The following is a 12,778-nucleotide window of genomic DNA, read 5'->3' on the forward strand; positions in this document are numbered from 1 at the left end:
CATCTGATGGGCAGGGGCTCGACTACCATGCCCTGAACGCCATGCTGAACCTCTATGATGCTGACGGGAACATCCGCTTCGACGCAGACCGAGAGGCCGCGCGGCAGTACTTCTTGCAGCATGTGAACCAGAACACTGTATTTTTCCACTCGCTGAGCGAGAAGCTGCAGTATCTGGTAGATGAGGGCTACTATGAGCCGGAAGTGCTCGAGAAGTACGAGCCTGAGTTCCTGCAGTCAATTTGGGATGATGCCTATGCCCAGCGCTTTCGTTTTCCGACCTTTCTCGGGGCCTTCAAGTACTACACCTCATACACTCTGAAAACACGTGACGGGAAGCGTTACCTCGAGCGCTATGAAGATCGCGTTGTCATGACTGCGCTGGCCCTTGCGCGCGGCGATGCTGATCTTGCGCGCCTGTTTGTCGACGAAATTCTCGCGGGCCGTTTCCAGCCGGCAACGCCGACTTTCCTGAACGCCGGCAAGAAGAGCCGCGGTGAGCTGATCTCCTGCTTCCTTTTGCGGGTCGAGGACAACATGGAGAGCATCGGCCGCTCGATCAACTCTGCACTGCAGCTCTCCAAGCGCGGCGGTGGTGTCGCCCTGATGCTGACCAATGTCCGAGAGACCGGTGCACCCATCAAGGGGATCGAAAATCAGTCTTCGGGCGTTATCCCGTTCATGAAGCTCCTCGAGGATAGCTTCTCCTATGCAAACCAGCTCGGCGCGCGCCAAGGGGCAGGGGCCGTCTACCTGAACGCCCACCACCCGGACATTCTGAAATTCCTGGACACCAAGCGTGAGAACGCGGACGAGAAAATCAGGATCAAGACGCTCTCGCTTGGCGTGGTCATTCCAGACGTGACCTTCGAGCTGGCGAAGCGCAATGAGCCCATGTACCTCTTCTCGCCCTACGACGTCGAAAAGATCTACGGCGTGCCGTACTCAGAGATCTCGGTCACCGAGAAGTACGAGGAGATGGTCGAGGACAAACGCATTCGGAAGACCAAAATCAACGCGCGGGAGTTCTTCCAGACGCTGGCCGAAATCCAGTTCGAAAGCGGCTACCCCTACATCATGTTCGAGGACACCGTGAACGAGGCGAACCCGATCGCTGGCCGGGTCACCATGTCGAACCTCTGCACCGAAATCCTTCAGGTCGCCGAGGCCTCCGAGTTCAACGCGGACCTGAGCTTTTCGAAGATGGGGGCAGACATCTCCTGCAACTTGGGATCGCTGAACATCGCCAAGACCATGGATGGCCAAGACCTCGGGCTTACAGTCACCGCTGCTATCCGGGCTCTCACTGCGGTCTCTGAAATGTCAGCGATCGACTCCGTGCCTTCAGTCCGCCGCGGCAACGACGATAGTCACGCGATCGGCCTCGGACAGATGAACCTACACGGCTTCCTCGCACGCGAGCACATCCACTACGGCAGCGAAGATGGTGTCGAGTTCACGTCGGTCTATTTCGCGGCGGTCGCCTATCATGCAATCCGCGCTTCGTGCGATCTCGCCAAAGAGAAAGGGGCCACCTTCAAGGGCTTCGAGAACTCTGCCTATGCCGATGGCAGCTTCTTCGAGAAGTACGTCACCCGAGATTGGCTTCCTACGCGAGAGCGCGTGCGCGAGCTGTTCGAGTTCATCAGCCTGCCGACCCGGGCGGACTGGGAGACTCTGAAAAAGGATGTGATGAAGAACGGTATCTACAACCGGAACCTCCAGGCGGTGCCGCCGACGGGCTCGATCAGCTACATCAACAACTCGACCTCTTCGATCCATCCGATCGTGTCCAAGATCGAGATCCGCAAGGAAGGCAAGATCGGCCGTGTCTACTACCCGGCGCCGTTCATGGACAACGACAACCTCGAGTACTATCGCGACGCCTATGAGATCGGCCCAGAGGCGCTGATCGATACCTATGCCGCGGCGACCGAGCACGTCGATCAGGGGCTGTCGATGACACTCTTCTTCCCGGCGGAGGCCACCACCCGGGACATCAACAAGGCGCAGATCTACGCGTGGAAGAAGGGGATCAAGACGATCTACTACATCCGCCTGCGCCAAGCGGCTCTGGAAGGCACTGAGGTCGAGGGCTGCGTCTCCTGCAGTCTCTGATCTGCCCGATCACCAGCGCGGCCCCTGGGCCGCGTTTCCCCCGGGCCTGCTCGCTTCCGTCTGAAAGTGGCGGCCCGGCCCAACAGAATTCAGAACCGAAAGACACCTATGACCGACATTAAGATTCCCCGCGCCATCAACTGGAACCGTCTGGAAGACGAGAAGGACCTCGAGGTCTGGAACCGTCTGACTGTGAACTTCTGGCTGCCCGAGAAGGTGCCGCTGTCGAACGACGTGCAAAGCTGGGCAACTCTGACTGAAGAAGAGCGCCAGCTCACCATCCGCGTGTTCACTGGCCTGACCTTGCTGGACACCATCCAGAACAGCGTAGGCGCCCCGGCTATGATGCCCGATGCGCAGACCCCGCACGAAGAGTCTGTGCTGACCAACATCGCCTTCATGGAGGCCGTGCATGCGCGCAGCTACTCCTCGATCTTCTCGACGTTATGCTCGACCAAAGAGGTCGATGAAGCATTCCGCTGGTCTGAAGAGAATCCTCACCTGCAGGCGAAGGCGCGGGCCGTGCTAGAGACCTATGCGACCGATGGGGACCCGCTCAAGCGCAAGATCGCATCCGTCTTCCTTGAAAGCTTCCTGTTCTACACCGGCTTTTATCTGCCCATGTACTGGTCGAGCCGCGCAAAGCTCACCAACACTGCCGATCTCATCCGTCTCATTATCCGGGATGAGGCCGTGCATGGCTACTACATCGGCTACAAGTTTCAGAGGGCTCTGGAGCGCGAAACGCCGGAGCGTCAGCAGGAGCTCAAGGACTATGCATTCGGCCTGCTGTTTGAGCTTTACGAGATCGAGACCAGGTACACCGAGGAGCTCTATGACGACATCGGCCTCAGCGAAGAGGTTAAGTCCTTCCTGCACTACAACGCGAACAAGGCGCTGCAGAATCTGGGCTTCGAGGCGCTATTCCCGTCTGAAGCCGCGGAGGTGAACCCGGCGATCCTGGCGGCTCTGAGCCCCGACAGCGAGAACCACGACTTCTTCTCGGGATCCGGCTCGAGCTACGTGATCGGTAAGGCAGTGGCCACCGAAGACGAAGACTGGGATTTCTGAGGGCCACACACCCCCTTGAAAGCCTTTCTGGACCTCAAGGGGGAGTGCGCCAATGCAGGCGAGCAGTCAGTTCGCGGTCTGCTTTTGTTTCCTGGTGGTCAGAAAGGCGCAGCAAGTGGGCCCTGCGGCGCCCCGTTCACGCACCGGAAGCTGCCGCTCAGACAGAGTCAAGCGGTCGGCACTCTAAAAGGGCGCACTTTAGAATCCGGTCCCCTCGCTCAGGTCCGGCTGGCTACCTCGCTTGAGTAAATCATCCACTCTCCATGCAATCTCCAGAAAGTGCTCCGCGGCGACGCTACCCGAAATCTGCGCTTCGAACTCGTGGGCGAAGTTGACGATCTGGCGCGCCCGCGCCACGACGGTCTCTAGCTTCTCGGGCGACAACGTACCCGGTTCTGGATGACCACAATCCGGCCGGCCTCCATTTTCGAAGGATAATTCCAAAAATTGCTCGATCGCGACGAGTTCGGGCGTCGTGCCCATTGCTTGCTCCACGGCATGCAGCCGCGCGCTCATGGCGATCCCATCGAGTATTCTGTCTTCAACACTCTTGGTTAGGAACATCGAGAAGACAATGCCCAAAGCGGCGGCAGAGGCGCCGAGGGCTGCGTCCAGCAATCCGCCATCAACCCCCTTTAGAACCACCCAGGAAAGCAGTAGCAGCAAAACGCCAACGGTTGCTGTCAGAGCGAAAACCAGGCTCGGAAGCTCGTTCTCGAACACCAGCCTGTCATGCCCGCGGAACTTAGGGTCCGAGGAAGCGATCCCGCCCGAAACGGCCCCGAGAACTACGACGACCCGCCCATCGTTCACTTCCCTTAGGATGTCACACAAGTCCAGAGTGAGGTGCAGCCCGCTCTGGTCACCCGGGTCGGCACCCTCTGCGCCGTGTTTGTGGAAATTACAATTATAAAGGATCGGCAGCTTTTCTTCAGGAGGCCCTTCGAGGTCCCGCTGGCCGTTGCGTGAGAACGTCAGCCAACCAGGTCTAGTCGGCGCCTCCCACTCTTCCCACGGTCCGCCCTCCTTAGGCAGGGGGTAGTACCATCGCCATGCTTCTAATGCTAACCGGACGCCGATGGCCGCGGCCCGAGCCGGGAGTACCTTCCGAAGGGTGCGCACGGCCGTCGTGAGGCCATCGGCATTCTGTACGGGAGACTGCTTCATGCCGGGTCCCTCACCAGGTTCGTGTCTTGGGAGGTAGGAGGCCAACACGCCGCGCAATCGCGTCGCCATAGCGGTCGCGGACTTTCCTGATCATAGGTTCGTCAAGAGTGCTGATGTGGCGATCGACACTTCCGATCAACTCTGGGAGCGTCTTCAGATTCACCATGAACTCAATACGGACGCCATTGTGCTGGCGAATTCGCGGGACGTCGAACAGATGAAGATTCGTCTTCCGGGAACTGAGTACTTGCTGATAGTACCTTGGGCCACCATCGACCTTGAAACGCGATGAATACAGCCCCGCAGTTCCGGACTGAATGGTGAATGCCACGGATGTATGCCGAAGAACGGGTAGCCCGGTCCCGCGGTTGGCACCGCCGCTACGATGAACGCTAGCCGCGCTGGAGGAACCGCCATACGGGGTCAGTAGACGTAGGGCGGTGTGGTCCGGAGATCGCAAAAACTCTTCGCATTGGTCCACACTTCCTGCGTCGAGAACGAGAATTTTTCGCGTCCTAACTTCTTCAAACACATCCGAGATCGTTGCCGCTAGACCGCGGCCATCGTCTTCGATGGACACTGAGACGTAGTACTCAGTCCTGATAACGAATAGTGTCGCGGAAAAGTCGTCACGCCCGGGGTGCGCGCCGTGGGTGACAGCGTTGCGCATTGCTTCCAACAAGCATCGTGCGAGCAGTCCAGACGCGCCTGAAAACGAGAAGTCTACGCGGCAGATCATCTCGGCAATCTTGTTCGATATATCGACGACGTTGCTAAGACGGAAGCGGTGGAAGACTAGGAGAGCCTGGTTGCCGTTGCCCAGTGTGATGGTGCTAGACTTGTCCTCCTCTTGCTTGACGAAGTCCGCAATCTTCTTGGCGGTGTTGCCAACAAGGATGGGGTTCGGCTCGTCAAGGCTTCGCATAGCGAGGTACGCGCCGGAAGAGATGACTGCACCATCGAGATCTGTTTCGTCAGTACCACTTATATAGAACTTGTATAGGTCGAGCATGAGTCTTCAAACTTGGTTATTGCGTGATCGTCACGGCCACATCGGGCACTCTACGGTCCGACGATCAAAATCTCGAAGCATGTCGAAACCTCTCAAATCTCCCGCGTCGACACTACCCAAATGCTCTAAATCCTCTTATAAAGCAACTAGATATAACCGTAGAGGAAGATCGGACCTTCATTTGTCATAAATCAAGGCACGCTTTGGGGTGAAGGTCCGCTTCCTTGACAATGCACCTCGGGACGGCGGCCATCCGAGAAAAATGGGTGGCCGACTCTAAAGGCTGTTGCCAGCCGAAGCAGCCGAAGCTGTCTCATTATGATATGCTAGATTGGTTCCTACCGGTTTAACCGAACGGGGAGCCCTTAGTACATTTCACACTTTTTGATGCCGGACGAGCCGGTCAGATCGAAGGTAAAACGGTCGCCAGAGGGCGTCGTCCAAATTGCTTCGGAGCCGGTGGCGAGTGCGGCGATGATGGCGTTGTGCTCGTCTTTGCGAAGCTGGCCCCAATCTCTCTGCACATCGCTCGAGAAGATCGTTCGATCCTGACGGGAGCTATACGTCGTGTCGCCGGTTGCAACCTCTTTGCCATCGACGGTGATGGAGCTCAGGCCAGCCGCGATATGGGCCCCTTTTGCAGAGAAGGTGAGCCGGGAAGACATGCCAGTGCAGCCATAGAAGAGGCCGTAGCTTTCGTCACTAGTCGAGTAGTTACCTTCGAATTGACCCATGGGGGCCGCCGCGTGGTGCCATCCCTCCGCGGATGCGCCGCCTGCGATGACCGCGAAGAAAGCTGCAGTCAAAACCGATTTATTCATGATTCACCTATTTTTAGGAGGGACTGTTAATGTCCGGCCAGCATTGGTATGTCTGGTGAAAATTCTCGGAGCATGCAATCCTAAGTTGCTCATTCGCCGTGCGAACGTGCGAATTAACTGGACGGTTGTTCTATTGTTCGCAGTTCCTCTTGTCGCCGCCTTATCCACTGCCAGCATGCAAACCAAATCAATCTTTCACGTGCACGTCGTAAGCGACGAACTGAACACTGATGGAAGACCACAATGACGAAGCCACGCCGACGGCTCCTTAGGCAAATCGATACTTTGGGGCGCAAAATGCCGGCTCTGAAGCGGCCAACTAAGGCATTGCTAGGCAAAGGCTGGTCGTCCATCCGCGTGCCCAGTGCGCTTCTACTCATCCTTGGAGGGCTGCTTGCATTCTTGCCGGTCCTCGGGATCTGGATGCTTCCGCTGGGTCTCATGTTGCTGGCGGTGGATGTGCCGACGCTGCAAAACCCGATGGCGTCAGCTTTTATCAGGTCTCGTCGATGGATGACCATTCGGCGGCGGGCTTGGCAGCGCGTTCGAGCCAGGAAATAGCGAACAAGTCTGCGGAGCGGTCGGGTCGGTTGGAGCTAAAGTCATCGAAACTCTGAAAACTGTCGATTTCGAAACTGGTTGGCTCTGATTTTCGGATGCGAAAGTAGCGCCCGCAGCAGCCTTTTGTGCCGCGGGCGCCGCCCATTACCGTGATTTACGAGACCAGGAGGCTGGTTGGCGCGGCACCGACGATTGAACTCAGCGTGCCCGGCTTCCTAATTGGCAGGGATGACCTTGGTTTCAAGTCTAACGTCAGGAAGCTGCCAGGGCGTGGCGAGCCCAACTCCTCTGACGGCGATGCCGCTATCTAGCCGATCCGAGTAGTTCTTGTGATGGTGGCCATGGATCACGAGCGACACGTTAATGTCGGCCGCCAGCTGGTCAATGAACTCAAAACCGTGTTCGTGGCAGCTCGGCGCTTCATGCGTGATGAGGACATCTGCTTTCTGAGCGCGGAGGCTTTCGACCGTCCAAGGCATAATCGTCGTCAGGTGCTTTCTGGGAAGGCCGCCATCGATGCGCTCGTTTCGAGGTGTCCGCGCGATGAGCTCGGCTTCTGAAGCGACAAGCGCCTCTCCGTCTCCGCGCCAGACCTTCCCGCGTACGATGCCGCCCAGGCCGGCGATGCGAAGTCCTCCGACCTCGATGATTTTACCGTCGATCCGGTGCCCGTCGAAGTCCTTTAAAAGATCAATCTGGTTGTCGAGGGATGCATCGTGGTTCCCAATGATGAAGCGAAGATCGAGCCCCATATCGATTAAGCGGTCGAATGCCTCCCGGGTCCGATCCGCGCCGCTTGGGTCCAGTTTCCCATCTGAGAAGTCACCGAGAACAATCACCGTCTTAGTGGAGCTACCGATAGCCTCGAAGAGCGGGTCCCACTTTCCGTGCGGATCGCCATAAATCAGAATTTCAGAGTTCATACCCATCGTCACTAGTTAGAAATATAGGATAGCGCAGTGCAAGCCGAGTGTGTAGCCTGCATGTGAAATGTGTAAGGAATTCTGGTCAATGACCCCGGACTAAAGTCCGAGGCTTGGATGGGCGGCCTGTCTGCCCATTTGGGCCTCAACTGAGGTCTGGCGCGCAAGCGCACGTTGACCAGCACAAGAAAGAAAGGAGAATACCATTCAATCTACGTTGAACCATACGCTCAAGACCGACGGTCGTGTGCCTCCTCAGCACGGCCCTCTCGAAGACACATCAGTAGACAATCCGGGTCAGGAACGAAACGGGGTGTGTCCAAACGCGGGTGGTCAACATGTGCGAGAGGAGACCGTCGAAAGACGGCGCAACCGGAGTGTAAACTCCGCGAGCGGCGTAAGCCGCGTTTTCGTGCTTGCGAAGAATGGCAAGCCTCTCATGCCGACGCGTCCCGCCAGGGCGCGGAAGCTTCTCAAGGACGGCCGTGCCGTCGTCCACAAAAGATATCCTTTCACCATCCGGCTCAAAGACCGGACGGAAGGGGATACACAGCCAATCGAACTGAGGGTCGATCCGGGGTCGAAGACCACCGGGATGGCCCTTGTCCGACAAGGGCAAGGCGCAGACGACGTCCTGCACCTTTCTGAAATGACCCATCGCGGTGCCCAAATCCGTAAGAAGATGGGCCAGAGATCAGCCTTTCGACGGAGGCGCAGGTCTGCAAACCTGCGCTACCGCAAGAAGCGCTTTGACAATCGACGCAGGAAGGCTGGCTGGTTGCCGCCCTCTCTTCAGTCGCGGGTGGATAATATCACGAGTTGGGCAAAGCGGTATCGCAAGCTGACACCCGTCACTTCCATTGCTGTCGAGCGAGTGCGCTTCGACATGCAAAAGCTTGAGAATCCTGAAATCTCGGGCGTCGAGTATCAGCAAGGAACGCTCGTTGGCTACGAAGTTCGGGAGTATCTTCTGGAAAAATGGGGACGCCATTGCGCATATTGCGGGCAGGTCGATGTACCCCTTCAAATTGAACACATCGAGCCTCGATCTCGGGGCGGATCAAACCGCGTTTCGAACCTGACTTTGGCTTGTGAATCCTGCAACCAGGCCAAGGGGAATATGCCTGTAGATGACTACCTCAAGACGAGGCCTGCCCTGCTGCGGAGCATCAAGGCTCAGTCCAAGAAGCCCCTGCGCGATACGGCTGCAGTCAATGCTACGCGAAACGTCCTGTGGTTGAAGTTGAATGAGATCGGACTTCCGGTGACCGGCAGCTCTGGCGGATTAACGAAGTTCAATCGCACGACGCAAGGGCTACCCAAAGAGCATTGCCTTGACGCCGCCTGTGTTGGGCGGGTCCAAGACCTCAAGTGCTGGGATCAGCCCGTCCTTCTGATTTCGGCCATGGGCCGCGGCAGCCACCAGCGAACGCGATTGGACAAGTATGGCTTCCCGCGAGGCTACCTCATGTCGAAGAAGTCGGTTCACCGGTTTCAGACAGGGGATATCGTGAAGGCCGTGGTTCCTGCTGGAAGGAAAGCGGGTACACACATCGGCCGTGTCGCAGTCAGGAAGACAGGCTCCTTCAACATTACAACAAAGACCGGCACAGTGCAGGGAGTTTCCCACAGGCATTGTCGGATTCTGCAGAGAAATGATGGATATGGATACCAAACAGACCACCCCACGAGAACACACGCGTCCCCTCCCCGGACTAAAGCCCGGGGTTTCGGGCGCTAGGTTTTCAATGAATACGACTGTTTCCCTCGAAGATCGCGTGGCGCATACGTCCAAGTTGTGGAGAGAGCTGGCCAACCGGGAGATGCCCTGGGTCTGGGACGATATGGAGATCAGCTACCATGTCGGAAACCTCCTGGCGCGCTTTCTGCCCAAGGTGATCGACTTCGCGAACAAGCTTCAGGCCAAAGAAAGCGCTTCGGAGCGGACGCTCGAGAGCATTTATGATGAAATCAGAGAAATCATGGAGCCTGAAGCGGTCTTTTCAGACCGGCTTTGCTGGCTTCGAGATGAGACCGCGGAGGCTCGGCTGGCCGGTACCGCGACTTGGATGGAGGTCGAGGAAGGCACGACGTCTATTTTGAGCCTTTTGAAGACGGAAGCACCGGAGGTGTCCGACGACGAACTGATCGAGAACCTGCTTCTCGTGACGGTTTTCTTTGAGGGCTACGACCTCGGGCTTCCGCAAACGTCGTATGACAAGCGCAAGCCGCGGTTCGATCCGGAGCAGCTGTCGAACAAGATCCGTGAGCTTGCGGCCACCGTGGATCGGAAACTTATGATCGAGTCCGCGCTCGATGGCTACGTCAAGGACCGCAAGAAGTTGCAGTACCCGAAGGATGTCGTCCAAGAAGCATTCAAGAACGGCGTTCTCGCCGACTTGGTCCCTGCCGAGGCCACGGACTGATTTAGTCCACCACCCCACACGCAAGTTCTTTTGGAGCTCACGTGTGGGGGCGTTGTTGCACTACCACGGCCTAAGGCGCGACTGCCCCTTTCCCCGCTGACGTCAGGCCACGCGGACGATCTCGGCGGTGCCGAGGGCGTTGAAGCGGTTCATGAGGGCGATGCGGATTTGAACTTCGGCGGTTTGGCGGTCTGGGTCTCTTGCAGCGATCCGTTGGCCGAACGCTTTGAAGCACCGCATCTTCGCCTCGATGCGACTTCGGATATGGTAGCCCGTCCAGCGCTTCCAGAACGCCCTGCCGTCGTGACGCGTGGCGCGCAGGGTCTCGTTTCGGACTTTGGCCGCCGGACCGTCGTCCTTCCATGGCCTGCCGTTCTTGCGGATCGGAATGATCGGGACGGCATCTCGTTCGAGGACGGCGGTGTGACAGCGGCGGGTATCGTAAGCGCCATCAGCCGTCACCGTGCCGGTTGGTTCGTCCTGAGGCACCTGATCCAGCAGCTCGGGCAGGACCGGACTGTCCCCGTCCCGGCTCGGCGTAAACTCCACGGCCCGGATGTCTGACGTGGCGGGGCCCATGGCGAGGTGAACCTTTCGCCACTGGCGGCGGCCCTGCACGCCGTGCCTGCGGGCCTGCCATTCACCATCGCCGAGAAACTTGATGCCGGTGCTGTCCACGAGCAGGTTGAGCGGGTCATCGGCGTGGCGATACGGGTTCTGCACCGCCAGGGTTTTCTGCCGGCGGCAGAGCGTAGACGCGTCCGGAACGGGCCAGTCAAGCCCTGCTTGCTGCAAGAGGCCGGCGACCATCCCTGGGGTCTGTCGCAGGGGGAGCCTGAACAGAACCTTGATCGACAAGCAGAACTGGATCCCCGCATCGGAGAAAACCGGTGGCCTGCCGGCGCGACCGTCGTGCGGCGCGAGCCACGTCATGTCATTGTCGAACCAGATCAGCATCTCACCCCGCTTGCGAAGCGCGGCATTGTAGGCGGAACAGTTCGTGGTGCGGTAGCGGCTTGGCGTCGGCTTCGGCATGACACCCTACTAACTTGCTGGATTCCAGCTGTGAATCGTCACCGGCTCAGGTTTTGCAACAACGCCCCTCACACCTCCTCTTCGCGGATCGCATCGCCCCAGGGGGTCATGATCTCGGTCGCGCCGCAGTTCCGGCCCGCCTTGCGCATCACGCCCGCAGGCACCGCGAAGGCATAGGGGTGCACCGTGCGCTTGGCCTTCTTCACCGGGCCGAGCGCCGCCAGCGTCTCACCCACCGCGCCGGGCAGGTCCTCGTCCACCACGGTGCCGCTGGCGCCCGAGGCGTCGATGCGGGGCGTGTGGATCGCCTCTTCGAGATCCATGCCGCAATCCACGATGAAGCTGGTCAGATTCGTCACGGCAGGCAGGATCTTGCGCCCGCCCGAGGCGCCGATGGCGAACATCCGGTCGCCCGCCTGACCCACCGTGGGGCAGACGTTCATCAGGCAGCGCTTGCCCGGCGTCAGCGAGTTCGGCTTGCCCGGCTCGGGGTCGAACCACATGATCCCGTTGTTCAGCAGCATCCCGGTCTGGGGCGAGACAACGTGGCTGCCGAACATCGACAGGAGGGTCTGGGTCACGTTCACCATGTTGCCGTGCCGGTCCACCACGCTGAAGGTGGTGGTGCAGGCGGGGGCCTGCGGGCTTTCGCCGGTGTCGCCGCCATGCTCCAGCCGGTCGCGATAGGCCGCGCCGAGCGCGCCCGCCATGATGGCATAGTTCTCGGGCGAGGGGGCGTCACCGGGAGTGAAGCCCGCCTCCATCGCCTCCAGCGCCTTGACCAGTTCGGCCCCGGCCGAGAGACCCGAGGGCGCATAGATCACCGCGTCGCGGTAGCGGACCCTGCGCGGCTCGGAGGCCACGGCGCGGTAGGCGGCAAGGTCCTCCAGCGCGAGCGAGCCGCCCTTGGCCTGTACGTCCTCGACCAGCATCCGGGCGACCTTGCCCTCGTAGAAGTCCCGCGCGCCATGCTCGGCAAGCCGTTGCAGCGTGGCGGCATGGGCGGTCTGGTTCAGCCGCGCATCCGACAGGGCGGTCCAGCCCGCGATGTTGGGCCACTGCCCGTCCACGAGGAAGAGATCGGCGGCGTCCTTGTCCTGCGCCAGTTGCCGCGTGGCTGAGGCGATCATCAGCGAGGCGTACCAGTCGATCAGCATCCCCTCTCCGGCCAGGGCCACGGCGGGGGCCAGCAGCTCGGCCCAGGCCTTGCGCCCGTATTTGCCATGGGCCAGCTCCATCCCCGCGACGGTGCCGGGCACGGCGACGGCGGTGGCGCCATAGACGTTGCGGTCCCCCGTCACGCGGGTCCAGGGGAAGAGGTCACCGGCCTTGGCGCCGGACACCAGCGGGTAGTCTTCCAGCTTGAGGCCTGCAGGCGAACGCATCCCGAATTCGATCGTCTCGGCGCGCTCCTCGTCGGCGCGCCAGAGGGTCATCATCCCGCCGCCCATGGGGCCGGACATCCAGGGCTCCACTACGCCCACGGCAAAGGAGGTCGCCACCGCCGCGTCGATGGCATCGCCGCCGGCCGCCAGCACGGCGGCGCCCACCTCGGCCGCCTTGCGGTGCTGCGAGGCGACCACGCCACCCTCGGTCCAGATGACTTCCTTGCGGATCTGCTGGGTCTTGGAGAAATTGTTCATGG

At 59.6% G+C, this 12,778-nt stretch carries 10 protein-coding genes; 4 read left to right on the plus strand and 6 right to left on the minus strand.

Annotated elements, in window-relative coordinates; translation table 11 throughout:
- Positions 1-41: 41 nt before the first annotated feature.
- Both nrdE and nrdF read left to right on the plus strand, forming a co-directional pair.
- Complete coding sequence (gene nrdE, locus ACXAJT_RS23410; RefSeq protein WP_475240008.1) at positions 42-2,117, plus strand: class 1b ribonucleoside-diphosphate reductase subunit alpha; 2,076 nt, start codon at positions 42-44, stop codon at positions 2,115-2,117.
- A gap of 108 nt (positions 2,118-2,225) precedes the next feature.
- On the plus strand, positions 2,226-3,188 hold the full coding sequence (nrdF, locus tag ACXAJT_RS23415) for a class 1b ribonucleoside-diphosphate reductase subunit beta (protein ID WP_475239916.1): 963 nt from the start codon (positions 2,226-2,228) through the stop codon (positions 3,186-3,188).
- A 198-nt stretch (positions 3,189-3,386) separates the two neighbouring features.
- On the opposite strand, the gene ACXAJT_RS23420 is transcribed toward nrdF, so the two are convergent.
- The 4 genes from ACXAJT_RS23420 to ACXAJT_RS23435 form a co-directional block, all read right to left on the minus strand.
- Positions 3,387-4,355: a hypothetical protein gene (locus ACXAJT_RS23420; protein WP_475239919.1), complete on the minus strand. Its 969-nt coding sequence runs from the start codon at positions 4,353-4,355 to the stop codon at positions 3,387-3,389.
- Between the two features lie 10 nt (positions 4,356-4,365).
- Positions 4,366-5,367: an ATP-binding protein gene (locus ACXAJT_RS23425; protein ID WP_475239921.1), complete on the minus strand. Its 1,002-nt coding sequence runs from the start codon at positions 5,365-5,367 to the stop codon at positions 4,366-4,368.
- 365 nt (positions 5,368-5,732) lie between these two features.
- The gene (locus tag ACXAJT_RS23430; protein ID WP_475239924.1) at positions 5,733-6,188 is read right to left on the minus strand and encodes a hypothetical protein; all 456 of its coding nucleotides are present in this window, start codon (positions 6,186-6,188) and stop codon (positions 5,733-5,735) included.
- Positions 6,189-6,964: 776 nt separating this feature from the next.
- Positions 6,965-7,672: a metallophosphoesterase family protein gene (locus tag ACXAJT_RS23435; RefSeq protein ID WP_475239927.1), complete on the minus strand. Its 708-nt coding sequence runs from the start codon at positions 7,670-7,672 to the stop codon at positions 6,965-6,967.
- 412 nt (positions 7,673-8,084) lie between these two features.
- On the opposite strand from ACXAJT_RS23435, the gene iscB reads away from it, so the two are divergent.
- Positions 8,085-9,413 (plus strand): RNA-guided endonuclease IscB, encoded by a 1,329-nt coding sequence (gene iscB, locus ACXAJT_RS23440; RefSeq protein ID WP_475239929.1) that lies wholly within the window; start codon positions 8,085-8,087, stop codon positions 9,411-9,413.
- A 7-nt stretch (positions 9,414-9,420) separates the two neighbouring features.
- Positions 9,421-10,098 carry a hypothetical protein gene (locus ACXAJT_RS23445; protein WP_475239932.1) on the plus strand — a complete coding sequence of 226 codons (678 nt, stop codon included), beginning with the start codon at positions 9,421-9,423 and terminating at the stop codon, positions 10,096-10,098.
- Between the two features lie 102 nt (positions 10,099-10,200).
- Here the strand turns inward: ACXAJT_RS23445 and ACXAJT_RS23450 are convergent, their stop codons facing one another.
- Positions 10,201-11,133, minus strand: a complete 933-nt coding sequence (locus tag ACXAJT_RS23450; protein WP_475239934.1) for an IS5 family transposase — start codon at positions 11,131-11,133, stop codon at positions 10,201-10,203.
- 68 nt (positions 11,134-11,201) lie between these two features.
- Positions 11,202-12,776, minus strand: coding sequence for a gamma-glutamyltransferase (locus ACXAJT_RS23455; protein ID WP_475239936.1), 1,575 nt, complete (start codon positions 12,774-12,776; stop codon positions 11,202-11,204).
- Positions 12,777-12,778: the final 2 nt, after the last annotated feature.

This window comes from Salipiger sp. ABF4_146 (genome assembly GCF_056161345.1).

Bases quoted from the DNA above. Each gene is read 5' to 3' on its own strand.
- nrdE (WP_475240008.1), top strand. From the start codon at position 42: ATGCTGAACCTCTATGATGCTGACGGGAACATCCGCTTCGACGCAGAC.
- nrdF (WP_475239916.1), top strand. From the start codon at position 2,226: ATGACCGACATTAAGATTCCCCGCGCCATCAACTGGAACCGTCTGGAA.
- ACXAJT_RS23420 (WP_475239919.1), bottom strand. From the start codon at position 4,355: ATGAAGCAGTCTCCCGTACAGAATGCCGATGGCCTCACGACGGCCGTG.
- ACXAJT_RS23425 (WP_475239921.1), bottom strand. From the start codon at position 5,367: ATGCTCGACCTATACAAGTTCTATATAAGTGGTACTGACGAAACAGAT.
- ACXAJT_RS23430 (WP_475239924.1), bottom strand. From the start codon at position 6,188: ATGAATAAATCGGTTTTGACTGCAGCTTTCTTCGCGGTCATCGCAGGC.
- ACXAJT_RS23435 (WP_475239927.1), bottom strand. From the start codon at position 7,672: ATGAACTCTGAAATTCTGATTTATGGCGATCCGCACGGAAAGTGGGAC.
- ACXAJT_RS23445 (WP_475239932.1), top strand. From the start codon at position 9,421: ATGAATACGACTGTTTCCCTCGAAGATCGCGTGGCGCATACGTCCAAG.
- ACXAJT_RS23450 (WP_475239934.1), bottom strand. From the start codon at position 11,133: ATGCCGAAGCCGACGCCAAGCCGCTACCGCACCACGAACTGTTCCGCC.
- ACXAJT_RS23455 (WP_475239936.1), bottom strand. From the start codon at position 12,776: ATGAACAATTTCTCCAAGACCCAGCAGATCCGCAAGGAAGTCATCTGG.